The 22,425-nt window shown below is 53.9% G+C and carries 24 protein-coding genes and 1 pseudogene; 14 read left to right on the plus strand and 11 right to left on the minus strand.

The features are described 5' to 3' along the window. Positions 1 to 43: 43 nt before the first annotated feature. From cybC to J4613_RS07240, 12 genes are all read left to right on the plus strand, one after another. Positions 44 to 430 carry a cytochrome b562 gene (gene cybC / locus J4613_RS07185; RefSeq protein ID WP_001232231.1) on the plus strand — a complete coding sequence of 129 codons (387 nt, stop codon included), beginning with the start codon at positions 44 to 46 and terminating at the stop codon, positions 428 to 430. A 277-nt stretch (positions 431 to 707) separates the two neighbouring features. After that, positions 708 to 1,046 (plus strand): glycine dehydrogenase, encoded by a 339-nt coding sequence (locus J4613_RS07190; RefSeq protein ID WP_001255104.1) that lies wholly within the window; start codon positions 708 to 710, stop codon positions 1,044 to 1,046. 10 nt (positions 1,047 to 1,056) lie between these two features. Beyond that, positions 1,057 to 1,419 (plus strand): SFCGS family glycine-rich protein, encoded by a 363-nt coding sequence (locus tag J4613_RS07195; RefSeq protein ID WP_000435389.1) that lies wholly within the window; start codon positions 1,057 to 1,059, stop codon positions 1,417 to 1,419. Then, positions 1,419 to 1,721, plus strand: a complete 303-nt coding sequence (locus J4613_RS07200) for a DUF4312 family protein (protein ID WP_000975187.1) — start codon at positions 1,419 to 1,421, stop codon at positions 1,719 to 1,721. Before J4613_RS07195 ends, J4613_RS07200 begins: the two co-directional genes overlap by 1 nt. 22 nt (positions 1,722 to 1,743) lie before the next feature. Continuing rightward, a complete protein-coding gene (locus J4613_RS07205) occupies positions 1,744 to 2,520 on the plus strand; it encodes a DUF4311 domain-containing protein (protein WP_000478578.1) in 777 nt (258 codons plus the stop codon). A gap of 11 nt (positions 2,521 to 2,531) precedes the next feature. Further along, positions 2,532 to 3,176 carry a DUF4310 family protein gene (locus J4613_RS07210; RefSeq protein ID WP_000392128.1) on the plus strand — a complete coding sequence of 215 codons (645 nt, stop codon included), beginning with the start codon at positions 2,532 to 2,534 and terminating at the stop codon, positions 3,174 to 3,176. Between the two features lie 58 nt (positions 3,177 to 3,234). Beyond that, positions 3,235 to 4,368, plus strand: a complete 1,134-nt coding sequence (locus J4613_RS07215) for an amidohydrolase/deacetylase family metallohydrolase (protein ID WP_079840156.1) — start codon at positions 3,235 to 3,237, stop codon at positions 4,366 to 4,368. Next, complete coding sequence (locus J4613_RS07220) at positions 4,352 to 5,470, plus strand: DgaE family pyridoxal phosphate-dependent ammonia lyase (protein WP_111742505.1); 1,119 nt, start codon at positions 4,352 to 4,354, stop codon at positions 5,468 to 5,470. The genes J4613_RS07215 and J4613_RS07220 overlap by 17 nt, the downstream gene beginning before the upstream one ends. Further along, positions 5,467 to 6,207, plus strand: a complete 741-nt coding sequence (locus J4613_RS07225) for a KDGP aldolase family protein (RefSeq protein ID WP_000779254.1) — start codon at positions 5,467 to 5,469, stop codon at positions 6,205 to 6,207. The genes J4613_RS07220 and J4613_RS07225 overlap by 4 nt, the downstream gene beginning before the upstream one ends. Before the next feature lie 16 nt (positions 6,208 to 6,223). Next, complete coding sequence (locus J4613_RS07230) at positions 6,224 to 8,137, plus strand: BglG family transcription antiterminator (RefSeq protein WP_058108085.1); 1,914 nt, start codon at positions 6,224 to 6,226, stop codon at positions 8,135 to 8,137. 77 nt (positions 8,138 to 8,214) lie between these two features. Then, the gene (locus J4613_RS07235) at positions 8,215 to 8,457 is read left to right on the plus strand and encodes a type II toxin-antitoxin system RelB/DinJ family antitoxin (protein WP_000212724.1); all 243 of its coding nucleotides are present in this window, start codon (positions 8,215 to 8,217) and stop codon (positions 8,455 to 8,457) included. After that, positions 8,447 to 8,731 carry a type II toxin-antitoxin system RelE/ParE family toxin gene (locus tag J4613_RS07240; protein WP_000220581.1) on the plus strand — a complete coding sequence of 95 codons (285 nt, stop codon included), beginning with the start codon at positions 8,447 to 8,449 and terminating at the stop codon, positions 8,729 to 8,731. The genes J4613_RS07235 and J4613_RS07240 overlap by 11 nt, the downstream gene beginning before the upstream one ends. A gap of 3 nt (positions 8,732 to 8,734) precedes the next feature. On the opposite strand, the gene nrdG is transcribed toward J4613_RS07240, so the two are convergent. From nrdG to treR, 5 genes are all read right to left on the minus strand, one after another. Continuing rightward, on the minus strand, positions 8,735 to 9,199 hold the full coding sequence (nrdG, locus tag J4613_RS07245) for an anaerobic ribonucleoside-triphosphate reductase-activating protein (protein ID WP_001268859.1): 465 nt from the start codon (positions 9,197 to 9,199) through the stop codon (positions 8,735 to 8,737). Between the two features lie 121 nt (positions 9,200 to 9,320). Continuing rightward, positions 9,321 to 11,459, minus strand: a complete 2,139-nt coding sequence (nrdD, locus tag J4613_RS07250) for an anaerobic ribonucleoside-triphosphate reductase (RefSeq protein ID WP_000187818.1) — start codon at positions 11,457 to 11,459, stop codon at positions 9,321 to 9,323. Positions 11,460 to 11,867: 408 nt separating this feature from the next. After that, entirely contained in the window at positions 11,868 to 13,520 is a 1,653-nt protein-coding gene (treC, locus tag J4613_RS07255) for an alpha,alpha-phosphotrehalase (RefSeq protein ID WP_111742504.1), read from the minus strand. A 49-nt stretch (positions 13,521 to 13,569) separates the two neighbouring features. Beyond that, positions 13,570 to 14,988 (minus strand): PTS trehalose transporter subunit IIBC, encoded by a 1,419-nt coding sequence (gene treB / locus J4613_RS07260; protein ID WP_000048836.1) that lies wholly within the window; start codon positions 14,986 to 14,988, stop codon positions 13,570 to 13,572. A 137-nt stretch (positions 14,989 to 15,125) separates the two neighbouring features. Beyond that, a complete protein-coding gene (treR, locus tag J4613_RS07265; RefSeq protein WP_111742503.1) occupies positions 15,126 to 16,073 on the minus strand; it encodes a trehalose operon repressor TreR in 948 nt (315 codons plus the stop codon). Between the two features lie 383 nt (positions 16,074 to 16,456). On the opposite strand from treR, the gene mgtA reads away from it, so the two are divergent. Continuing rightward, a complete protein-coding gene (mgtA, locus tag J4613_RS07275; protein WP_000920861.1) occupies positions 16,457 to 19,165 on the plus strand; it encodes a magnesium-translocating P-type ATPase in 2,709 nt (902 codons plus the stop codon). A 115-nt stretch (positions 19,166 to 19,280) separates the two neighbouring features. On the opposite strand, the gene J4613_RS07280 is transcribed toward mgtA, so the two are convergent. The 5 genes from J4613_RS07280 to pyrL all read right to left on the minus strand — a co-directional run bounded on the left by J4613_RS07280 (position 19,281) and on the right by pyrL (position 21,811). Then, the gene (locus J4613_RS07280; RefSeq protein ID WP_000251085.1) at positions 19,281 to 19,727 is read right to left on the minus strand and encodes a transposase; all 447 of its coding nucleotides are present in this window, start codon (positions 19,725 to 19,727) and stop codon (positions 19,281 to 19,283) included. A gap of 74 nt (positions 19,728 to 19,801) precedes the next feature. Further along, the gene (ridA, locus tag J4613_RS07285; protein ID WP_000047544.1) at positions 19,802 to 20,188 is read right to left on the minus strand and encodes a 2-iminobutanoate/2-iminopropanoate deaminase; all 387 of its coding nucleotides are present in this window, start codon (positions 20,186 to 20,188) and stop codon (positions 19,802 to 19,804) included. 76 nt (positions 20,189 to 20,264) lie between these two features. Continuing rightward, positions 20,265 to 20,726, minus strand: coding sequence for an aspartate carbamoyltransferase regulatory subunit (gene pyrI, locus J4613_RS07290; RefSeq protein ID WP_000148570.1), 462 nt, complete (start codon positions 20,724 to 20,726; stop codon positions 20,265 to 20,267). A gap of 12 nt (positions 20,727 to 20,738) precedes the next feature. Beyond that, on the minus strand, positions 20,739 to 21,674 hold the full coding sequence (pyrB, locus tag J4613_RS07295; RefSeq protein WP_000013055.1) for an aspartate carbamoyltransferase: 936 nt from the start codon (positions 21,672 to 21,674) through the stop codon (positions 20,739 to 20,741). Between the two features lie 35 nt (positions 21,675 to 21,709). Then, entirely contained in the window at positions 21,710 to 21,811 is a 102-nt protein-coding gene (gene pyrL / locus J4613_RS07300) for a pyr operon leader peptide (RefSeq protein WP_000249504.1), read from the minus strand. Between pyrL and J4613_RS07305 the strand changes: the two are divergent. Next, positions 21,791 to 21,932: pseudogene (locus tag J4613_RS07305) on the plus strand (hypothetical protein). The gene pyrL and the pseudogene J4613_RS07305 sit on opposite strands and share 21 nt — an antisense overlap. Here J4613_RS07305 and J4613_RS07310 read toward each other — a convergent pair. Beyond that, on the minus strand, positions 21,902 to 22,390 hold the full coding sequence (locus J4613_RS07310) for an arginine repressor (protein ID WP_000666051.1): 489 nt from the start codon (positions 22,388 to 22,390) through the stop codon (positions 21,902 to 21,904). The pseudogene J4613_RS07305 and the gene J4613_RS07310 overlap by 31 nt on opposite strands. Positions 22,391 to 22,425: the final 35 nt, after the last annotated feature.

Below are 22,425 nucleotides of genomic sequence, written 5' to 3' on the forward strand. Positions count from 1 at the left end.
AGGGTATTACACTTATCGTTAATAATAAAAAAGGAAGTGAGCAATGCGTAAAAGCCTGTTAGCTATTCTTGCTGTGTCATCGCTGGTATTCGGTTCGGCTGTTTTTGCTGCCGATCTTGAAGATAATATGGATATTCTCAATGATAACCTGAAAGTTGTTGAGAAAACGGATAGTGCCCCTGAACTGAAAGCGGCATTAACCAAAATGCGCGCGGCCGCGCTGGATGCTCAAAAAGCTACGCCGCCAAAGCTGGAAGATAAAGCGCCGGATAGCCCGGAAATGAAGGATTTTCGTCACGGTTTTGACATTCTGGTCGGCCAAATTGATGGCGCGCTGAAGCTGGCGAACGAAGGTAACGTTAAAGAAGCGAAAGCGGCGGCGGAAGCGCTAAAAACCACCCGCAATACGTATCATAAGAAGTATCGTTAATTTTTGTGGGATGGCGGCTTCGCTTTATCCGCAGGTCGCCATCCGGCAAACTGTAATACCCATCACACTTTCTCACTTTATACGACAACGTCATTGTTTTGCCATTTCCTCTTTATGCCGCGATAGATCTCACACTTTCCCGGCGATAATTCATTAATGCCGCCTTTTCTGTGGCGCAGATCACCTATCCCACTCGCGTTTCCACTTCGAGGTGGAAAATAACTCGCTACAAACTTTTAACCCTTGCCGCTAGTTTTATCTCATTGCCATTAACGGGGTGAGACGCGTGGATAACGGAGCAGTAAAACACGATGCCGGTGAGCGAATTAACGAACTGGCTGAACAGGTGTTAACGCAGGTGGATAGCCTGCTGGGGCGGCATCACATTGTCCCCAATGCGGTACAGACGCAAATGCTGACCTCGCACGTTCGCGCGATGGCGCACCGGTCAATTACCGGCGAGCCTTTACCGGAAGTCGATGCCAGCTTGTTTGATGAAATCTCAGCCGAATCAATGGCGCTCGCCCGCGAAATCGTGGCGGCGTTTGGCAACCTTCCTGACGAAGAAGCCTGGCTATTATCGGTACATTTTGAAGTCGCGAAAGACAACCTCTAAGGAGCAAAAAATGGAACAGATTACCGTCGTGATTGGCGATCGCCTGGGTAAAGGCCAGAAAGTAGCGGCAGGCGTGGAAAAAGCGGGCGGTCGCGCGGTCGTCGTACCGGGCGTCGCGGCAGACATGAAGCTGGGCGATGTGATGAAAGCGGAAAACGCCACCTTCGGCATTTCATTTTGCGGCAGCGGCGGCGCGGGCGCTATCACCGCGCAAAACAAGCATGGCTACAAAGCCAAATATGGAATGCGGTCAGTGGATGAAGGCGTCACCGCTATCAATGAAGGCTGCAACGTGTTGGGTTTCGGCTTTATGGATAAAGAAGAGCTCGGCGAGCGCCTGGTGCAGGCGTGGCAAAAGAAATACGGCGCCTGATGATGAAAGAGCAATTCACCACCACGGTGAGAGTAAAAGGCAAGGGCGACGCCAAAGCACGCGCCTTTGCCGATGCGCTGAACCATGTTCAGTCGGCGGTGATGAGAGAGTCGCCGTATATCTTACTGCGTATTGAGCCACAGGATGTGCGGATTGTTCAGGCGCATGAGTCGGTGCGTAAAGAGGCCTTTCTGTTTTTCTTTTTGCGCCGGGAACGACGCACTTACAGCGTGGAGCTGGATGTGACCGTCAACGTGACCGCCATCAATCTCGACAGGGTGGATTTCGTCGCGAAACGCTGATTTTTATTAAAAAGGCATAGTTATGTTCCTGATAATACTAATTAAATCTCTCATTATCGGCGCGCTGGTCGGCGTAGGGGTGGGCGCTGGGGCTGCACGCATGTTTCACGCGCCAACCACGCAGGGGATGGGCGCGTTCCGTACGTTGGGCGAACTCAACTCTTGTGAAGGCGACCCGGCATCTCACTTCTCCTTTGGACTGGGTTTCTTCTTTAACGCCTGGGCATCGTCTGTGGCGGCCGGATCGTTCACCCAGGATGTCGATCACCGCATCATCCCTAACTGGGGCGCGGCGGCGCTAATGATCAAAAACCGTAACGTCGGCGAGACGCTGCACGACCCGAAAAAAATGGCGATCGCCTGCGCCGTCATCGGCATGATCGTCGTGACGTTCCTTAACCTGACCGCCTCATCCGTGCCAGAAGCGCTACAGGTGACGGCGGTTAAGGTGCTGGTACCGGCGGCAAACCTGCTGGTCAACATCGTCATGCCTGTGATCTTCTGGTTAGCGGCGATCGACGCTGGTAAAAAATCGGGCTTCTGGGCCACCGTTTTCGGCGGCGCGGCGCAGCTCATCATGGGGAACGCCGTACCGGGGCTGGTACTGGGTATTTTGATCGGTAAAGGCGTAGAAGAGAGCGGCTGGAACCATGTCACCAAAGTGATGATGGTCGCCATCGTTTTGCTGTTTGTGTTGAGCGGCTTCTTCCGCGGCTTCGACATGAAAATGATCGAGTCTTTCAACATGACGGTACCGAACTGGCTTGAACTGATCCACAACTCGCTCAGCGGCAAATAACGGAGGCCACAATGGAAGAGAATAAAGGTTTTTGGTATGCCGACTGGTCGTTCCCGATCTTTGTTGGCCTGCTCTCCTCCGGCGTTTTCGCCGGGACGCATATGTACTATCTGTACGGCATCGGCGCATTTAACGAAGTCGCTTTTGTGGCGATGTTGAAAGCGGGGATGGATACCGGCGTCTACGGCGCGGTCGCCGCTTTCGGCGCCAGCTTTTTATTTGCCCGCATTATCGAAGGTTCGCTGGTCGGAATTCTGGATATCGGCGGGGCAATTCAGACCGGCGTGGGCTTAGGGGTTCCGGCGTTACTGCTGGGGGCTGGCTTTGTCTTCCCGGTGGCGAACTTTATCGCTTCGCTGATAACCGGTCTGGTGATTGGTCTGGCGATTGGCTACATCATTATTCTGGCGCGTAAGTTCACCATTAATCAGAGCGACTCCACGTACGGGGCGGACGTCATGATGGGGGCCGGTAACACTTCAGGCCGTTTTCTGGGGCCGTTGATTATCCTCAGCGCCATGACGGCATCGATTCCTATTGGTCTGGGCTCTCTGGTGGGCGCGCTGCTGTTTTATATCTGGCAGAAGCCGATTACTGGCGGCGCGATTTTAGGCGCGATGATCCTCGGTTCCATCTTCCCGGTTGCGATTAGCTAACTGTTGATTTGTAGGCCGGATAAGGCGGTTGCGCCGCCATCCGGCAAAGGAGAGAACGATGTTTGATTTACTCCTGCGCCATGCGCGTCTGGTCGATGACACGTTGACTAATATTGCCCTGCAAGATGGCAAAATCGCGGCGTTGGGTGACGTTGATGGTCCGGCGTTGAAAACCATTGACCTGCGCGGTGAGTGTTTTGTCAGCGCGGGTTGGATTGATTCTCACGTTCACTGCTACCCGACATCGCCGATTTACCACGACGAACCGGACAGCGTGGGTATTGCCACTGGCGTTACCACAGTGGTGGATGCCGGCAGCACTGGCGCAGACGACATTGATGATTTCTATGCTCTGACGCGTCAGGCGACCACCGAGGTTTATGCGCTGCTGAATGTTTCACGCGTTGGGCTTATTGCCCAAAACGAGCTGGCTAACATGACCAATATTGACGCCGATGCGGTCCGGCAGGCGGTAAAACGCCATCCGGATTTTATCGTCGGCCTCAAGGCGCGGATGAGCAGCAGCGTGGTAGGCGTTAACGGCATCACGCCGCTGGAACGCGCTAAAGCCATGCAGCAAGAAAACGGCAACCTGCCGCTGATGGTGCATATTGGCAATAACCCGCCGGATCTGGACGAAATAGCGGAGCGTCTGACGGCGGGCGATATCATTACCCACTGTTACAACGGTAAGCCGAACCGTATTCTTCGGCCTGACGGCGAGCTGCGCGCCTCGGTGACACGAGCGCTGGCGCGCGGCGTGCGTCTGGACGTTGGACATGGTACCGCCAGCCTGAGCTTTGCGGTGGCGAAACGCGCCATTAGCCTGGGGATTTTACCGCATACCATCAGTTCCGATATCTACTGCCGTAACCGCATCAATGGCCCGGTGCATTCGCTGGCTAATGTGATGTCGAAATTCCTCGCCATCGGCATGTCGCTGCCGCAGGTCATTGCGTGCGTGACGGCCAATGCCGCCGATAGCCTGAATCTGAAAACCAAAGGGCGTCTTCAGCCAGGTCTGGATGCCGACCTGACCCTCTTTACGCTTAAACGCCAGCCCACCGTGTTGGTAGACGCGGAAAACGACAGCTTACAGGCTGAAGAATTGCTGACGCCGCTTGCCGCGATACGCGCAGGCAAGGGCTATATGACCGAACAAGGGAGCGCGGAACATGCCTTCGATTTTTGAAAAGTATCAATTAAAACAGGTGATTAACGCCTCCGGACGTATGACGGCGCTCGGCGTCTCTACGCCGCGCCCGGAAGTGATAGACGCGGCGATGGCCGGAATGAATCAGTATTTCGATATGAAAGATCTGGTGAATAAAACCGGCGAGTACATTGCGAAATTGCTGGAAGTGGAAGGGGCGACGGTAGTCTCCTGCGCCAGTGCGGGCCTTGCCCAGTCGGTTGCCGCGGTACTGGTTCAGGACAGCGACTGGCTGCTGGAAAACCTGCACGTTACACCGATTGAAAATAACGAAATCGTCCTGCCAAAGGGCCACAACGTCAACTTTGGCGCGCCGGTGGGAACGATGGTGGCGCTGGGCGGCGGCAAACTGGTGGAAGCCGGTTACGCCAACGAATGTTCCGCCGCGCAGTTGGCGGCGGCCATTACACCGCGCACGGCGGCTATTCTCTATATCAAATCTCACCACTGCGTACAGAAAAGTATGCTCAGCGTGGAGCAGGCTGCGGTGGTGGCGCGCACGCATAATCTCCCGCTGATTGTAGACGCGGCGGCGGAAGAAGATTTGCAGTGCTACTACCGCATGGGCGCAGATCTCGTTATCTATAGCGGCGCGAAAGCGATTGAAGGGCCGACCAGCGGGCTGGTGATTGGCAAAACGCAGTATGTTGAGTGGGTAAAACGTCAGTCAGCGGGCATTGGCCGGGCGATGAAGGTGGGCAAGGAGGGAATTGTTGGCCTGACCTGCGCCATTGAATTGTACCTGCGGGCGCAAAAAGAGAGCGGCGCGGAGATGGTAGAAAAAATGGCGCCCTTTATCGACACGTTGAACACGTTTAACGGCGTCAGCGCCCGCGTGGTGTGGGACAGCGCCGGACGCGACATCGCGCGCACGGAAATTAAGTTTGATGAAGCCGTTACCGGCATCGCCACAGGCGAACTGGTCGACGCGCTGAAGCAAGGGGAATACGCGATTTACTTTCGCGGATACAAAGCCAACGAAGGGATTATTGAAGCGGATGTCCGCAGCGTCGATCGCGCGCAGTTAGCGATTGTGGCGCGTCGTATTGGCGAGGTGATTAATCAGGAGAAACAAGCATGAAACTGACCCCTAACTTTTACCGCGATCGCGTTTGCCTGAACGTACTGGCCGGTTCGAAAGATAACGCCCGGGAAATCTACGCGGCGGCGGAAGGTCATGTGCTGGTTGGCGTGCTCTCCAAAAACTATCCGGATGTGGCAAGCGCAGTCGCGGATATGCGTGAATATGCGGCGCTTATCGACAATGCGCTCTCCGTCGGACTGGGGGCAGGCGATCCTAACCAGTCGGCGATGGTGAGCGAAATCTCGCGTCAGGTACAGCCGCAGCATGTCAACCAGGTGTTTACCGGCGTAGGGGCCAGCCGGGCGCTGCTGGGGCAAAATGAGACGGTGGTGAACGGTCTTGTCTCGCCGACCGGCACGCCGGGACTGGTGAAAATTTCCACCGGCCCGCTAAGCAGCCGCGCGCCGGACGGCATCGTACCCATAGAAACGGCGATTGCGCTACTCAAAGACATGGGCGGCAGCTCTGTTAAATACTTTCCGATGGGAGGACTCACCTGTCGCGACGAGTATAAAGCGGTGGCTGACGCCTGCGCCCGCCATGATTTCTGGCTGGAACCGACGGGCGGCATCGATCTGGAAAACTTCGCCGAGATTCTGCACATCGCCCTTGATGCAGGTGTAAGCAAAATCATTCCTCACATTTATAGTTCGATTATTGATAAGGTGAGCGGCAACACCCGTGCGGACGATGTGCGTCAGTTACTCGCTATCGTCCGGTCGCGTGTCGGCTAATCATGAGGAGAGAGACGTGCGATTCCCCAACCAACGTTTAGCGCAGCTATTTGCGATGCTGCAAAACGAGACGCTGCCGCAGGACGAACTGGCGCAGCGGTTGTCGGTCTCCACGCGTACCGTTCGGGCGGATATCGCCGCGCTGAACATGTTGCTGACGCCGCATGGCGCGCAATTTACTCTCAGCCGCGGCAACGGGTATCAGCTCAAAATTGATGATCCGGCACGTTATCAATCCCTGCAAACGCAGCAATCTCCCGCCCTGGCGCGCGGTCCGCGCACCAGCCAGGAGCGGATACACTATTTGCTGGCGCGTTTTTTAACCTCCGCCTTCTCTCTGAAGCTGGAGGATTTAGCAGATGAATGGTTTGTCAGCCGTGCGACGTTGCAGAACGATATGGCGGACGTGCGCGAGCATTTGCTGCGTTATCATCTGACGCTGGAAACGCGTCCGCGTCATGGCATGAAATTGTTTGGTGGAGAGATGGCGATTCGCGCCTGTCTGACCGACCTTTTATGGACGCTGGCGCAGCAGGAGCCCTCCCATCCGTTAATTGTTAGTACCACGCTGAACACCGAGGTGTCTCAACGGCTGCAGTCTCTTTTGCCGGATATTTTCTCTCATTGTCAAATCCGCCTGACCGATGAGGGCGAGCTGTTTCTGCGTTTATACTGCGCGGTGGCGGTACGGCGTATTCGCGAGGGGTATCCGTTATCGGAATGCGTGGCAGAGGAGGTCGATGAAAAAGTGCGCCATGCGGCGCATGAGATTGCGGAGCTACTACAACAGCTGGCTGACAAGCCGCTGTCGGAGCCGGAAGTAAGCTGGCTGAAGGTGCATATTGCCGCCCGCCAGGTACAGGAGATTGCCCCCAGCGCCATTAATGCCGATGATGAAGAGGCGCTGGTGCACTATATCCTCAATTTTATTAATACCCAGTACAACTATAACCTGTTGAATGATAAACAGCTTCACGCGGACTTGCTGACCCACATCAAAACGATGATCACCCGCGTGCGCTACCAGATCATGATCCCCAACCCACTACTGGAAAATATTAAGCAGCACTATCCGATGGCGTGGGATATGACGTTGGCGGCGATATCGAGTTGGGGAAAATACACGCCGTATACCATTAGCGAAAACGAAATCGGTTTTCTGGTGCTGCATATTGGCGTTGGGCTGGAACGTAGTTACAACATTGGCTACCAGCGGCAGCCGCAGGTACTGCTGGTGTGCGATGCTGGTAATGCGATGGTGCGGATGATTGAAGCGGTACTGGCGCGGAAATACCCGCAGATTGAGATTGCCCGCACTCTGACGCTACGCGACTATGAGGCGCGGGACAGTATTGTGGAGGATTTTGTGATTTCCACGGCGCGGATCGGCGAAAAAGATAAACCGGTCATCATGATCGCCCCCTTTCCTACCGACTATCAATTGGAGCAGATCGGTAAGCTGGTGCTGGTGGACAGAACCCGTCCGTGGATGCTGGATAAATATTTCGATGCCTCGCATTTTCGCATCGTGGAGGGGGAAATAGATCAACAGACGCTGTTTAAAACGCTGTGCGATCAGTTGCATGAGGAAGGCTTTGTTGATGCGGCGTTTCTCGATTCGGTTATTGAACGTGAAGCTATCGTCAGTACGTTATTAGGCGACGGGATTGCCTTGCCACACGCGCTGGGGCTGCTGGCGAAGAAAACGGTGGTTTATACGGTACTCGCGCCACAGGGGATTGCCTGGGGTGACGAAACGGCGCACGTTATTTTTTTACTCGCCATCAGCAAAAGTGAGTATGAAGAGGCGATGGCCATCTACGATATTTTCGTCACTTTCCTGCGCGAACGCGCCATGACGCGCCTATGCGCATGTCAGAATTTTACGCAATTTAAAACGGTCGCGATGGAGTGCGTGAGTCGTTTTTGAGAGGCGTTATCCAGAATTCGATGTAATGCGAATGTAATGCTAAACTGCATTACACATTCGATTCTCCTGGAGGCATAATGGCCACGCTGAACGTCCGTCTGGATGACAAACTCAAAAATGAGGCTTATGCCGTGCTGGAAAAACTGAACATTACTCCAACGGAAGCCGTGCGATTACTGTTCCAGTACGTCGCGGAAACGGGGCGCATGCCAGTGAAAACCGTCACTCTTAGCGACAGTGAAGATGCATTGATTCAGACAGTTCGGGAGAGGCTGTCTAGTCCGCAAAAGGGAATCAAGGTTAGTCTGGATGACTTATGAACTGGAATTCGACCCGAGGGCCTTAAAAGAGTGGCATAAGCTGGGCGATACGGTGAAGGCTCAGCTTAAGAAAAAGTTGGCTGATGTGCTATTGAACCCCAGAATCGACTCTGCCCGTTTAAACGGTCTTCCTGACTGCTATAAAATTAAGCTTAAATCGTCCGGTTATCGTCTGGTGTACCAGGTTCGGGATGAAGTTGTGATTGTGTTTGTTGTCGCGGTCGGCAAGCGAGAACATTCAGCCGTCTATCACGATGCAAACAAACGGCTTTAGCGATCAACGCAAATGATGCACTACCTGGTTGCTGCTACCGCGCCAGATAAGCGCCGGGTCTTTCAGATCCTGCACAAATTTGCCATCGACCAGCACGTTGATGAGATCGACTACCTGCATCTGTGCGGCGTTGAGTTCATCGAGCTTGTAGCCGGTCCACACCCAGATATCTTTCCCCGGGCACTCCGCGTGGATGCGTTGTACCAGTGCCAGGATATCCGGTACGTTTTGCGGATGCAGCGGATCGCCGCCCGACAGCGAGATCCCCTGACGGTGAATGCGCGTGTCGTTCAGATCGGCAATGATCTTATCTTCCATCTCTTTGGTAAACGGCTGGCCGGAGTTCAGCCGCCAGGTGCTTTTGTTATAGCAGCCAGGGCATTCATGCACGCACCCTGACACAAACAGGGTGCAGCGGGTGCCGGGGCCGTTAACGATGTCTACGGGGTAGTATTGATGGTAGCGCATAGCGGGTGTCCAGAAAGCATGTAGGCCGGATAAGGTGCTTGCACCGCATCCGGCAACATTGTGATGCCTGATGACGACGCGATTGCGTCTTATCAGGCCTACGGTCTTTGCAAACGGAGAATTAACCTATCTGCCCATTGCCTAAATGCTTCACGCGGCGCTTCACTTCTTCCTGCTTACCGGCGTTAAACGGACGCGCGTCCGGGCTGCCTAAATAACCGCACACGCGGCGGGTGACCGAGACGCGTGCGGCGTCGTGGTTGCCGCATTTCGGGCAGGTGAAACCTTTACTGGTACATTCGAACTCGCCGGTAAAGCCGCACTCGTAGCATTCATCGATCGGCGTATTGGTGCCGTAATAGGGTACATGCTGATAGCTGTAATCCCAGACATCTTCCAGCGCTTTCAGGTTGTGCTGAATGTTCGGGTATTCGCCGTAGCAAATGAAACCCCCGTTCGCCAGCGGCGGATACGGCGCTTCGAAATCGATTTTGTCGTACGGGTTGACCTTCTTCTCCACGTCGAGGTGGAAGCTGTTGGTGTAGTAACCTTTATCGGTTACGCCCGGCACCACGCCGAACTCGGCGGTATCCAGACGGCAGAAGCGGTCACAGAGGTTTTCACTTGGCGTGCTGTACAGACTAAAGCCGTAGCCGGTCTCGTCTTTCCACTGATCCACGGCCTGGCGCAGACGCTCCACAATCGCGATGCCTTTAGCGCGAAGTTGCTCGCTGTCGTACAGGTGTTCGCCGCCGAACAGCGCGTTAATGGTTTCATGGATACCAATGTAGCCCAGAGAGATGGACGCACGACCATTTTTAAAGATTTCAGACACGTCGTCGTCCGCTTTCAGCCGCACGCCGCAGGCGCCTTCCATATACAGGATAGGCGCGACGCGGGCTTTCACGCCTTCAAGGCGGGCGATACGGGTCATCAGCGCCTTCCGCGCCAGCGCCAGACGTTCATCCAGCAGTTTCCAGAATGCGGTTTCGTCGCCTTTTGCTTCCAGCGCGATGCGCGGCAGGTTAAGGCTAATCACGCCCAGGTTGTTACGCCCGTCGTGGATCTGTTCGCCGTTTTCGTTCTCCCACACGCCGAGGAAGCTGCGGCAGCCCATTGGCGTTTTGAACGAACCGGTGACTTTGACCACCTGATCGTAGTTGAGAATGTCCGGATACATGCGCTTGCTCGCGCACTCCAGCGCCAGTTGTTTAATGTCGTAGTTCGGATCGCCAAACTTGTGGTTCAAACCATCGCGGATAGCGAAGACCAGTTTCGGGAACACGGCGGTTTTGCGATTTTTACCCAGACCGGCGATACGGTTACGCAAAATAGACGCCTGGATCAGACGCGACTCCCAACTGGTGCCGAGGCCAAAACCAAAGGTCACGAAAGGCGTCTGGCCGTTAGCGGTGTGCAGCGTGTTAACTTCGTATTCCAGCGACTGGAAGGCGTCGTAGCACTCTTTTTCGGTGCGAGAACGCGCATACCCTTCGGCATCCGGGATCTGCCACTCATCGGCGGTTTTGCGGTGCTTGTTGTAGCTTTCGGTGACAAACGGCGCCAGCACTTCGTCGATACGGTTAATGGTGGTGCCGCCATAAATATGGCTGGCGACCTGCGCGATAATCTGCGCGGTAACGGCAGTGGCGGTAGAGATTGATTTCGGCGGTTCGATCTCGGCGTTACCCATCTTAAAGCCCTGGGTCAACATGCCTTTCAGGTCGATCAACATACAGTTGAACATCGGGAAGAACGGCGAATAGTCGAGATCGTGATAGTGGATATCGCCGCGCTCATGCGCTTGTACTACGTCACGCGGCAACAGGTGCTGGCGGGCATAGTGTTTGGCGACAATCCCGGCCAGCAAATCGCGCTGGGTGGGAATGACTTTACTGTCTTTGTTGGCGTTTTCATTGAGCAACGCGGAGTTAGTTTGCTCTACCAGGCCGCGAATTTCCTGGTTCAGACGACCACGCTTTTCACGCTGAATGTCGCGATCGTGACGGTATTCGATGTAGGCGCGGGCAAGCTGTTTGTACGGGCCGGACATCAGTTGGTTTTCAACCGCAGTTTGGATCTCGTTAATATCCACCTGACTGCGTGCGTTCATTTGGCTGCTAACGACTTCTGCGACGGTGGCACAGTAATCTGCGTCATCGACTCCCGCTGCTTTAGCTGCACGTAGAATGGCTTCCTTAATGCGCTCTGATTTGAATGGCACTTTACAGCCATCTCGTTTCATCACATGCGGTGTCATGATCACTCCATATTTGTAAGAACAGGTTATCCACAGAGGCCGGGGAAGCCATAACAGGTTTATTCATCTCTTTTCCAACGACTTCCCACAATCCTGACCCAGGTTATCCACAATTCACCTTGTGTCGAGTGAACGGATGTTGTAGCAATTGTAGTCAATTAATACAACATATTGGGTCGGTGTGCATTTTAAAGTCTATATGTAGTGATTTGCATCAAGGATGTTTGCAATTTTATTGATGTAGAACAAGGTAAAAATCAGAGCGTACAGATGGCGGGCGCTGTAGCGTTTGTAAAAGATAGCAAGAAAAATCTGATTAATTATTCAACAAAAACAGTCAGTAACCTGGAGCAACGCCACAGCCCGTGTCAATAGGTTTGTGGCGTTTATCCGTATAAGGACGTCGCGTTAGCGTTGTAACCACCAGATGGCTTCAAATGGGCGGAGCGTCATCGCGGCTGGCTGGCTGGTGACCTCGCCATAATTGTGCAGTAGCGCCTGCCACTGTCCTTTGATATGCGGCGGATGCCACTCCTGACACTGGTCGCTCAGATTGGCGACAACCAGCAGGGTTTGCCCCTGCCACTGGCGGCGATAACACCATACTGATGGGCTATCCGGGAGGAGATCCTGATAATCGCCCCAGATCAGTACAGGCTGGGTTTTACGTAGCGCAATCAGCTTTTGATAGGTGTAAAACACCGAGTTTTCATCGCGTAATGCTGCCGCGACGTTAACCTCCGCATAGTTATCGCACAGGTTTATCCACGGCTCGCCCTGGGTGAAACCGGCGTTTTTACCGTTGTCCCACTGCATTGGCGTGCGGCTGTTGTCGCGGGATTTACTGGCCAGGATAGCCAGCAGTTCGTCGGGGTCGCGCCCGGCGGCGCGTAGCGCGGCAAACATATTATGACTTTCCACGTCGCGATAATCGGTGATGCGGGTAAAGTGTGGGTTGGTCATGCCGATTTCTTCGCCCTGATAGATATAAGGCGTCCCTTGCATACCGTGCAGCGCCATCGCCAACATTTTTGCGGCTGGAACCCGGTATTCCCCCTCGTCGCCAAAGCGGGAAACGATGCGCGGCTGATCGTGATTACACCAGAATAACGCGTTCCAGGCGACGTTATGCATCCCCTGTTGCCAGTGGCGGAACAACGCTTTCAGCGCCACATAATCAGGTTTTGCCAGCGTCCACTTTTCGCCATTGGGGTAATCCACCTTCAGATGATGAAAATTGAAGGTCATCGAGAGTTCGTCGCCGCTAAGCGCGGCATATTGCTGGCAGTTTTCCAGCGTGGTAGAGGACATTTCGCCTACCGTCATCAGATTACGCGGCGTAAAAACGTCACGGTTCATTTCGCGTAAAAACGTATGCGCGCGCGGTCCGTCGGTATAAAAGCGGCGTCCGTCGCCCGTCGGATCGTCAGGAAAATTCTGATCTTTGGCGATCAGGTTCACCACGTCCAGACGCAGGCCATCCACGCCGCGATCGGCCCAGAATTCGCAGACCTTTTTCAGCTCGGCGCGTACGGCGGGGTTTTCCCAGTTCAGGTCGGCCTGTTCAGGCGCGAAAAGGTGTAAATAATATTGTTCGCTCTGGCTATGCCAGCGCCAGGCGCTGCCGCCAAATTTGGATTGCCAGTTATTCGGGCAGACATCCGGCGTGCCATCGCGCCAGATATAAAACTGACGGTATGGACTCTCTTTGTTCAGCGCTTCGCGAAACCAGGCGTGCTGGGTAGAAGTATGGTTAAACACCATATCCAGGATGATACGAATACCGCGTGCTTTCGCCTGCGCGACCAGCTCGTCAAAATCATCCAGCGTGCCGTAGGTCGGGTCGATAGCCGTATAATTTGCGACGTCATAACCGTTATCCACCTGTGGCGAGATATAAAACGGCGTGAGCCAGATGGCATCTACGCCGAGTCGCTGTAGATAGTCAAGGCGCTGCGTCACGCCGCGTAAATCGCCGGTGCCGCTGCTGGTCGTGTCCTGAAAACTTTTCGGGTAGATCTGATAAATAACGCCGTTTTGCCACCAGAGGGGAATAGTCATTGTTGTTTCCTGCAAGTGCGTTGGGACGCAACTGCGCCCCGAAGAAGAATTAGACAATTTGTAATGTGCCCTGACGATGCTTACGCTGATAGATAAAGGTGGTCAGAATCACCGGGATAACGATCGCGATAACCATCGCCATGCCGTACACCTGCCAGTAGCGCGGCGGTATAGACAGGATACCCGGCAGGCCGCCCACGCCGATACCGTTGGCGATGACGCCGTTCAGACCGCAGAGCAGTCCCGCCAGACCAGATCCGATCATCGCGCACAGCATCGGAAAACGATACTTCAGGTTGATACCGTACATCGCCGGTTCAGTTACCCCAAGGTAAGCGGAAATGGCGGCAGGAACGGAGATCTCGCGTTCATTGTGTTTACGGCTGGAGATGATGATGCCCACCACGGCGGAGGCCTGCGCGATATTCGACAGCGCAATCAGCGGCCAGACTGGCGTACCGCCCATGCTCTGGATCATCTGCATATCGATAGCGAGCGTTGTCTGGTGGACGCCGGTAATGACCAACGGGGCATACAGGAAGCCGAACAGCGCCGCGCCTATCGGGGCGAAACTGCCGGTCATCAGATAACGTACCGCAAAGGCCACGCCGTCGCCGATCATACGACCAAAGGGGCCGATAAAGGTGTGGGCGAGAAAGACGGCCAGTATCAACGAACACACCGGGACGACGACCAGGTAGAGATAATCCGGCACGATGCGTTTCAACCGCGTTTCAATAAACCCAAGCGCCAGCCCTGCCAGTAGCGCCGGGATAACCTGCGCCTGGTAGCCCACTTTCTCAATGCTAAATAAGCCGAAGTTCCAGACATCCGGCGTTTGCTGGCCCAGCAGATACGCATTCATCAACTGCGGCGACACCAGTGTCACGCCGAGCACGATACCAAGAATCGGCGTGCCGCCCATTTTTTTCACCGCCGACCAGCAGATCCCCACCGGCAGATAGAAAAAGATCGCTTCGCCGATCAACCATAAAAAATCATAAAGCGTTTTTAGCGCCGGATGCATCTGCGCCAGCGTTTGGCCGTTGCTCATCGGCACATCGCCGATCACGTTACGAAAGCCTAAGATCAAACCGCCGCTGATCAACGCCGGTAGTAGCGGAAAGAAGATCTCCGCAAAGTGGGAAATTAACTGCTCATGCCATTTCATGTTCTGGCGAGCGGCTTTTTTGGCCTGCTCTTTATCAGCATACGCTTTGCCGGTGGTCTCCAGCAGCGCGTTATAGTAATCGCCAACGTCGGTGCCAATCACCACCTGAAACTGACCAGCGTTGGTGAAACAACCTTTAACCATCGGTAATTGTTCGATCTTTTTTGGCCTGGCGTTCGCGGGCTGGTGGAGCACAAAGCGCAGGCGAGTAATGCAGTGGCTCACCGTGGCGATGTTGTCGCGCCCGCCGACCAGGTCAATCAGCCGGTCGATATCGGCTTGTTTTACTTTGCTCATCGTAAAGCCTCATGGCAGAGGAGGTAAGTTATGGGTTGGCGCAAGAGTAGCTCTTCAACGTTGGTTTAAAAATGGGAACGTTCCCGAAACGCAGCGACGATCACAAATTACTCGTGGTATTCCGTTTAATCAGTCACTCAGGCGAGGGTAGAAGGAATGACGATCCGGCGCGGATCGCAGCGGCCATTGATCTGTTCGATCAGCTGCGAAGCCGCCTGCCGTCCGGCTTCAGCATAGCCAGGATCGACAGTGACGATCTCCGGGTGCAGGAATTTTATCAGCGGCGTGTTCCCGACGCTTGCCAGTTGCAGCGTCTCAATACGTTGCTCCTGTAAATACTTACTGGCGCCCAACGCCAGCGTATCGGTGGCGCAGACTAACGCGGTGGTATCCGGCATGATGACACTTGCCGTATGCTCATAGCCCTGCTTCATGGCAAGACCGGGCAGGGCGGCGACGGGATGAAGTTTATGTTTTTTGCAAAACGCCAGGTATGCGTCATGCCGACGTTTGCCGGTGGTAATATCGCTATGGGGAACGCCCAGAAAGCTAATGTTGCGGTGTCCCTGCTCATACAGCCGCTGCATAAGGATATGAATCGCGCCCTCGTCGTCGTAACAGACGGAGGCAAAACCTTGCGCATCTCTTGCCAGCAGCACCAGCGAGGCTTTCCAGGGGGCGATCAGCTCTTCTGTGATGCCGGTAAAGCCAAACAGCACCACGCCATCAATGTTACGTCGTCTGAGCATGCCCAGATGTTCCATTACCAGCGTCGGCGAGAACTGACTTTCCATCATAATAGGGTCGTAGCCCTGTTCATAAAACGCAGGCAGCATGGTCTGAATCGCGAGGTTTTCAGACAACGAATCAAGGCGAGTGACGATAATAGCGACCACTTTATCGCTTTGTCCCCGCATCGCGCGGGCGGAGCGGGACGGGGAGAAACCGTGTTGATTCATCACCGCTTCGACACGCTCGCGGGTACGTTCGCTTACGCCGCTTTCATTGTTAAGCACGCGGGAAACGGTTGATTTCCCTACGCCGCTCAGGCGGGCGATGTCTTTGATAGTGAGCCGGTTTTGCATCCTGTTTTCCCGTGGCGTGACGCTGATGGTGATAAAAAGAGTAACTTTACTCAAGCGAAGGGCAATGGGCAAAGTCTGGTTTATCGTTGGTTTAATTACGTAACGGTATGATACCGCCATAATTGCCACAAAACTTATGGATTTATGCGTATAATCCGCGGCGCAAATTATTTACTTACCGGAGGCGACATGGACCCTGAACCCACCCCTCTCCCGCGATGGAGAATTTTCCTTTTCCGGTAAGCCTGCCTCTGCTGTCTTACCGGTGTGTAAGACAGTGACACAATAACGTCCCTGTTTTTATTTAAACATTGCTCATCGGGCAAGGCTTTGCCGTGCCTGAAGAATTTTCTGCGCCTGACTTCGGCGCGGAGGGATTACCTATGCTAAAAACCATTACCCGCCAGCTTTTTGCCCGGCTTAATCGTCATTTGCCTTATCGTCTGGTTCACCGCGATCCGCTGCCCGGCGCGCAGACCGCGGTAAATGCGACTATCCCGCCTTCGCTGAGCGAGCGCTGTCTGAAAGTCGCGGCAATGGAGCAGGAGACTCTCTGGCGCGTTTTTGATACGCACCCGGAGGGATTAAACGCTGCCGAGGTGACGCGCGCGCGTGAAAAGCATGGCGAAAACCGCCTTCCGGCACAGAAACCCTCGCCGTGGTGGGTGCATCTGTGGGTATGTTATCGCAATCCTTTCAACATCTTACTCACGATTCTTGGCGGCATTTCTTATGCCACGGAGGATCTGTTTGCCGCAGGCGTTATCGCCCTGATGGTCGGTATCTCAACGCTGCTGAATTTTGTGCAGGAAGCGCGCTCGACAAAAGCGGCGGACGCGCTAAAAGCGATGGTGAGCAATACCGCTACCGTACTGCGGGTTATTAATGAAAATGGCGAAAACGCCTGGCTGGAATTACCCATCGATCAACTGGTGCCCGGCGATATTATTAAGCTGGCGGCGGGGGATATGATCCCGGCGGATTTACGGATTATCCAGGCGCGCGATCTGTTTGTCGCCCAGGCGTCGCTGACCGGCGAATCTCTGCCGGTCGAGAAAGTCGCCGCGACGCGTGAGCCCCGGCAAAATAACCCGCTTGAGTGCGACACGCTGTGCTTTATGGGGACGAACGTCGTGAGCGGAACGGCGCAGGCCGTGGTGATGGCGACCGGCGCCGACACCTGGTTTGGTCAATTGGCGGGGCGCGTGTCGGAACAAGATAACGAGCAGAACGCTTTCCAGAAAGGAATTAGCCGCGTCAGTATGTTGCTGATCCGCTTTATGCTGGTCATGGCGCCGGTAGTACTGATTATTAATGGTTACACGAAAGGTGACTGGTGGGAAGCGGCGCTATTTGCGCTCTCGGTCGCGGTAGGGCTCACCCCGGAAATGTTGCCGATGATCGTCACCTCCACCCTCGCGCGCGGGGCGGTGAAGCTCTCGAAACAGAAAGTTATCGTGAAGCACCTTGATGCGATTCAGAACTTCGGCGCGATGGATATTCTGTGCACCGATAAAACCGGCACACTGACGCAGGATAAAATTGTGCTGGAGAATCATACGGATATTTCTGGTAAGCCCAGCGAGCATGTACTGCATTGCGCCTGGCTGAACAGCCATTATCAGACCGGTCTAAAAAATTTACTGGATACGGCAGTCCTGGAGGGAGTAGACGAAACCGCCGCGCGTCAGCTCTCCGGACGCTGGCAGAAAATCGATGAGATTCCGTTTGATTTTGAGCGTCGCCGGATGTCGGTGGTGGTGGCCGAAGATTCGAGCGTGCATCAACTGGTCTGCAAAGGCGCGTTACAGGAGATCCTGAACGTGTGTACTCAGGTGCGCCACAACGGCGATATTGTGCCGCTGGACGACAATATGCTGCGCCGGGTGAAACGCGTTACCGACACGCTGAACCGTCAGGGGCTACGCGTGGTCGCCGTCGCGACCAAATACCTGCCTGCGCGTGAGGGCGATTACCAACGTATCGATGAGTCTGACCTCATTCTGGAAGGGTATATCGCTTTTCTCGATCCGCCGAAAGAGACCACCGCGCCGGCGTTGAAAGCGCTGAAGGCGAGCGGAATTACGGTGAAAATTCTCACCGGCGACAGCGAGCTGGTAGCGGCGAAAGTTTGCCATGAAGTTGGGCTGGATGCGGGCGATGTCATTATTGGCAGTGATATTGAAGGGTTAAGCGACGACGCGCTGGCGGCGCTGGCCGCCCGTACGACGTTGTTTGCGCGTCTGACGCCGATGCATAAAGAGCGCATCGTCACTTTACTCAAACGCGAGGGGCATGTGGTCGGTTTTATGGGCGACGGGATTAACGATGCTCCGGCGTTGCGGGCGGCGGATATTGGTATCTCGGTAGATGGCGCGGTGGACATCGCCCGTGAAGCGGCCGATATTATCCTGCTGGAAAAGAGCCTGATGGTGCTGGAAGAAGGCGTCATTGAAGGTCGTCGTACTTTTTCTAATATGTTGAAATATATCAAGATGACGGCCAGCTCAAATTTCGGTAACGTGTTTAGCGTGCTGGTGGCGAGTGCCTTTTTGCCGTTCCTGCCAATGCTGCCGCTGCACTTGCTGATTCAAAACCTGCTGTACGATGTATCCCAGGTGGCGATTCCGTTTGATAATGTCGATGAAGAACAAATTCAAAAGCCGCAGCGCTGGAATCCGGCGGATTTGGGGCGCTTTATGGTCTTTTTCGGTCCGATCAGCTCGATTTTCGACATTTTGACCTTTTGTCTGATGTGGTGGGTATTTCATGCGAATACGCCAGAAACGCAAACTTTGTTCCAGTCCGGCTGGTTTGTGGTGGGATTACTGTCGCAAACGCTGATTGTGCATATGATCCGTACCCGCCGTCTGCCGTTTATTCAAAGTCGCGCTGCCTGGCCGCTGATGGCGATGACATTGTTGGTGATGGTGGTGGGAGTTTCGTTGCCGTTTTCGCCGCTGGCGTCTTACCTGCAATTACAGGCGCTGCCGTTAAGCTATTTCCCGTGGCTGATTGCCATTCTGGCGGGCTATATGACGTTAACCCAGTTGGTGAAAGGGTTTTACAGCCGACGTTATGGCTGGCAGTAAACACTTTCGTCGGGGATTTGCCAGCGTGCTTAATCCCCGATATCGCTAACCAGGTCAGATGTCCGTAAAGCTCGACAAGTTTAACGCGATCGGCTTTATCTTTAAATTTCAGGGCTTATTCAAGCAACTGTAGAATGCTATATGCAGGCATAAAAAAGAGGAATGTCCAGCTAAGTTTGTAAAATACATTCTCTGCCCCCAATCCGGAACGAGAGGAGGAGATGTCCCACCGCCGGATATGTTTTGCGGATATGCGACGAAAGCGGCGAATATAGCTAATGCAATAAACTAAGTAAGGAGGAATCGCTAAGGCGGCAGTGGGTTTAGGAAACATAAGGGTAAGCAATATGGCTGCGACAATGAAGCATAAAAAGACTATCTTCGCGGTAGATTCTATCTGTTTTAATTCCTGGCGTATGCTTTCAGCATGTTTCTCCTGCCAGCGACGGAGCGTGCTGTTGCTAAATCCATATTCTTCGCATAACGCCTTATTCGGTACGCCGTTTTTAGACTGTTGCAGAAAATCGGCGATTTGTTCCTCGGTAAAACGCGCTCTTACCATTGCCGCCTCTCCATGGCTGTTGGTGCCCCGAACCGGGCAAACTTGCGCCGCCCGGCGGGGATGACGTCCGGCGCTTAGCGACGAACAGCGATCGCTTCAATCTCAATTTTCACGTCTTTCGGCAGACGGGCAACTTCCACGCAGGAACGCGCCGGGAAGGTCGCGTTGTGCTCGGTGAAGAACGCTTCGTAGGTGGCATTGACGGTCGCGAAATCGTTCAGGTCTTTCACGAATACGGTCGTTTTCACAATGTCGCCTACTTTCAGGCCAGCGGCTTCCACGATAGCTTTAACGTTTTCCAGCGACTGACGTGCCTGAGCGGATACGTCTTCCGCTACGGCACCGGTTTTCGGATCGACCGGAATCTGACCGGAAGTGATTACCATGCTACCCAGGTCAACGCCCTGTACGTATGGGCCGATTGCTGCTGGTGCATTTTCCGTCGCAATAGTTTTGCTCATGATTTCTCCTGAATTACAGCGGTAATAGAATGTCCCCGCTCATTATAGGGAGCCAGGATCTCATAACCAACCCAAATTAGTTGGCCAGCACCACATAATGCGAAAACTCTTTTTCACAGTATTTGCATTTGAGGGCGATATCATTGGCGCGTTTTTTCACTGCAAAGCTGGAGGATACTGGTTCCGCGTGGCTGATGCAGTTGCTGTTCGGGCAAACCAGCACATTATTAATACGCTCTGGCAGGCTGGGGCGTGATTTCCCGACTACGTCGTAGTTGTCGATGCGGTTAACGGTGGCCTGCGGCGCGTACAGAGCAAGTTGGTTAACCTGCTCTTCGGTGAGAAAGGTGTTTTCTATTTTGATTAAGTCTTTACGCCCCATCTCGCCAGACGGGAGATTCAGACCGATAGTGATTCGCTGATCGGTCTCGGTCAATTTAAACAGACTCAGCAGTTTAAAGCCTACCTGCGCAGGGATATGGTCAATCACGGTGCCGCATTTAATGGCTTCAACCTGCAGTTTGTTATCGTGTGTCATCGTTTTTCTCCCTTACAGACTCAGTTCGCTATTCAGTACTAACGCCAGTAACGCCTGGCGAGCGAAAATACCGTTGCCCGCCTGTTGGAAGTACCAGGCGTGTGGCGTTTTATCCACATCCGTGGTGATTTCATCAATCCGCGGCAGCGGGTGCAGCACTTTCATATTTTCACGCGCGCCGTTCAGGTCGCTGGCGCGCAGAACAAACTGCGCCTTCACATTGGCGTACTCCGACGGGTCGAGACGCTCTTTCTGTACGCGAGTCATATAGAGGATGTCGACGTCGGCCATGACCTCTTCAATAGAACCATGCAGGCTCCAGGCCATCCCTTTTTCATCAAGCATATCCAGAATGTACTGCGGCATCGCCAGCGCGTCCGGCGCGATAAAATAAAAACGGTTGCCGCTAAATTTCGCCAGCGCCTGGGTTAGCGAATGCACGGTGCGGCCATATTTCAGATCGCCGACCATCGCGATATGCAGGTTATCCAGACGGCCCTGCGTTTCCTGGATGGTGAACAGATCCAACAGGGTTTGCGTCGGATGCTGATTCGAACCGTCGCCCGCATTGAGCACCGGCACCTGACCGGAAAACTCCGTCGCCAGACGTGCCGCGCCTTCTTGCGGATGGCGCATCACAATCGCGTCCACGTAAGTGCTAATCACTGAGATCGTGTCGGCTAACGTTTCTCCTTTTTTCCCCAGCGACGTGTTGGCGCTGTCGGAGAAGCCCACTACGCTGGCGCCCAGGCGATGCATTGAAGTTTCAAACGACAGGCGGGTACGCGTGGAGGCTTCGAAAAAGCAGCTGGCGATCACTTTATGTTTCAAAAGCTCCGGCTGCGGGTTGGCTTTTAATTTCGCCGCCGTGGCCAGTACCAGATTAAGATCGTCGCGGCTGAGGTCGTTTATGGAAATGATATGTTTTTGATATAGCGGGTTAGCCATGTTTATCTCCTGACGCCTGGGCAAAAAAAAGCCCCTCAATTGAGGGGCTTGGTATTGGTTTTCAACGGAAAGAAAAACGGCAGGCCTGCGTCCTTTTTCAGACGCGGTAAGACAGAATGTCGTACACACTGAACCATGCTTCCTCCCGGCAAATTGTCCGCGATTATACTCAGCTCTGTTTGGGGATCAAGCGAATTAATGCATGATTTACTCATCGCAAACGGTTCTTATGAATTTAAATTCATTTTAAGCAAATAATTAATTTGTTTGTGTACCAGCGCCGTACGCTGAACGACCCGTGGTGCGACCCAGACAATACTGCTACCGGCAACGACGCCGAGAATTTCCGGCAATGCGTGGTAATCCAGAATTCTCGCGACGGCGCGACCATAACCTGCCGCCGTATGGATAAGGATAAATTCGCTATTATGTTCAACGCTGACGACCATTTCAGCTATTGAACGTCCGGCATCCGGCGAAGGACGCCGCTGGGGATTTACGGAATAAATCTTTTGTCCCTTCGTATTTCTGATTTTTATTGCGCCCAGCAGCTTGAGCAGGCGCGAAACCGTAGACTGGCTGATACCTTCAAATCCCTCATTTTGTAAATCGCGGCGAATCTCCTCCTGGGACAGGTAACTTTTTTCACTAATCAGGCGCTGACAAACCGCCAGTTGCTGTTGTTCTTTGGCGGAGTAATCATCGTATTCCTTCATAAATGCACCTTATCTTTATTATTAATATCAACGGA

This window comes from Salmonella sp. 32020114201800008SM, assembly GCF_017572025.1.
Lineage (GTDB): Bacteria > Pseudomonadota > Gammaproteobacteria > Enterobacterales > Enterobacteriaceae > Salmonella > Salmonella enterica.

Coding starts and splice junctions, on each gene's coding strand:
- pyrL (WP_000249504.1), bottom strand. CDS start 21,811: ATGGTTCAGTGTGTACGACATTCTGTCTTACCGCGTCTGAAAAAGGAC.
- J4613_RS07200 (WP_000975187.1), top strand. CDS start 1,419: ATGATGAAAGAGCAATTCACCACCACGGTGAGAGTAAAAGGCAAGGGC.
- J4613_RS07280 (WP_000251085.1), bottom strand. CDS start 19,727: ATGGTAAGAGCGCGTTTTACCGAGGAACAAATCGCCGATTTTCTGCAA.
- J4613_RS07235 (WP_000212724.1), top strand. CDS start 8,215: ATGGCCACGCTGAACGTCCGTCTGGATGACAAACTCAAAAATGAGGCT.
- treB (WP_000048836.1), bottom strand. CDS start 14,988: ATGAGCAAAGTAAAACAAGCCGATATCGACCGGCTGATTGACCTGGTC.
- pyrI (WP_000148570.1), bottom strand. CDS start 20,726: ATGACACACGATAACAAACTGCAGGTTGAAGCCATTAAATGCGGCACC.
- treR (WP_111742503.1), bottom strand. CDS start 16,073: ATGCAAAACCGGCTCACTATCAAAGACATCGCCCGCCTGAGCGGCGTA.
- J4613_RS07220 (WP_111742505.1), top strand. CDS start 4,352: ATGCCTTCGATTTTTGAAAAGTATCAATTAAAACAGGTGATTAACGCC.
- J4613_RS07205 (WP_000478578.1), top strand. CDS start 1,744: ATGTTCCTGATAATACTAATTAAATCTCTCATTATCGGCGCGCTGGTC.
- ridA (WP_000047544.1), bottom strand. CDS start 20,188: ATGAGCAAAACTATTGCGACGGAAAATGCACCAGCAGCAATCGGCCCA.
- treC (WP_111742504.1), bottom strand. CDS start 13,520: ATGACTATTCCCCTCTGGTGGCAAAACGGCGTTATTTATCAGATCTAC.
- mgtA (WP_000920861.1), top strand. CDS start 16,457: ATGCTAAAAACCATTACCCGCCAGCTTTTTGCCCGGCTTAATCGTCAT.
- J4613_RS07225 (WP_000779254.1), top strand. CDS start 5,467: ATGAAACTGACCCCTAACTTTTACCGCGATCGCGTTTGCCTGAACGTA.
- nrdD (WP_000187818.1), bottom strand. CDS start 11,459: ATGACACCGCATGTGATGAAACGAGATGGCTGTAAAGTGCCATTCAAA.
- nrdG (WP_001268859.1), bottom strand. CDS start 9,199: ATGCGCTACCATCAATACTACCCCGTAGACATCGTTAACGGCCCCGGC.
- J4613_RS07195 (WP_000435389.1), top strand. CDS start 1,057: ATGGAACAGATTACCGTCGTGATTGGCGATCGCCTGGGTAAAGGCCAG.
- J4613_RS07240 (WP_000220581.1), top strand. CDS start 8,447: ATGACTTATGAACTGGAATTCGACCCGAGGGCCTTAAAAGAGTGGCAT.
- pyrB (WP_000013055.1), bottom strand. CDS start 21,674: ATGGCTAACCCGCTATATCAAAAACATATCATTTCCATAAACGACCTC.
- J4613_RS07215 (WP_079840156.1), top strand. CDS start 3,235: ATGTTTGATTTACTCCTGCGCCATGCGCGTCTGGTCGATGACACGTTG.
- J4613_RS07210 (WP_000392128.1), top strand. CDS start 2,532: ATGGAAGAGAATAAAGGTTTTTGGTATGCCGACTGGTCGTTCCCGATC.
- cybC (WP_001232231.1), top strand. CDS start 44: ATGCGTAAAAGCCTGTTAGCTATTCTTGCTGTGTCATCGCTGGTATTC.
- J4613_RS07310 (WP_000666051.1), bottom strand. CDS start 22,390: ATGAAGGAATACGATGATTACTCCGCCAAAGAACAACAGCAACTGGCG.